This window comes from Klebsiella scottii (assembly GCF_036561945.1).
In the GTDB taxonomy this organism is placed as follows: Bacteria; Pseudomonadota; Gammaproteobacteria; order Enterobacterales; family Enterobacteriaceae; genus Klebsiella; species Klebsiella scottii.
This window is the reverse complement of the sequence record NZ_JARXNI010000010.1, coordinates 1-295: the sequence shown is the minus strand read 5'-3', so window position 1 is coordinate 295 and position 295 is coordinate 1. Positions and strand designations below refer to the sequence as shown.

Here is a 295-nt window from a genome sequence, read left to right as displayed (position 1 = left end):
CTTGCGATTGAGACTTCAGTGTCCCCTTCGTCTAGAGGCCCAGGACACCGCCCTTTCACGGCGGTAACAGGGGTTCGAATCCCCTAGGGGACGCCACTTGCTGGTTTGTGAGTGAAAGTCGCCGACCTCAGTATCTCAAAACTAACTCAGTGAGTTACGTTTGAGATATTTGCTCTTTAAAAATCTGGATCAAGCTGAAAATTGAAACGACACACTGTTTCCTTTCTCCGTAATAAGAAAGGAAAAGCGGTGTGTTCGAGTCTCTCAAATTTTCGCAACGCGGACTGTTTTACGA

General features: G+C 47.1%; 1 tRNA gene. It reads left to right on the top strand.

Going from position 1 to position 295, the window contains the following annotated elements:
- Positions 1-20: 20 nt before the first annotated feature.
- A tRNA-Glu gene (locus tag QFI97_RS00045) sits at positions 21-96 on the top strand.
- Positions 97-295 lie beyond the last annotated feature (199 nt).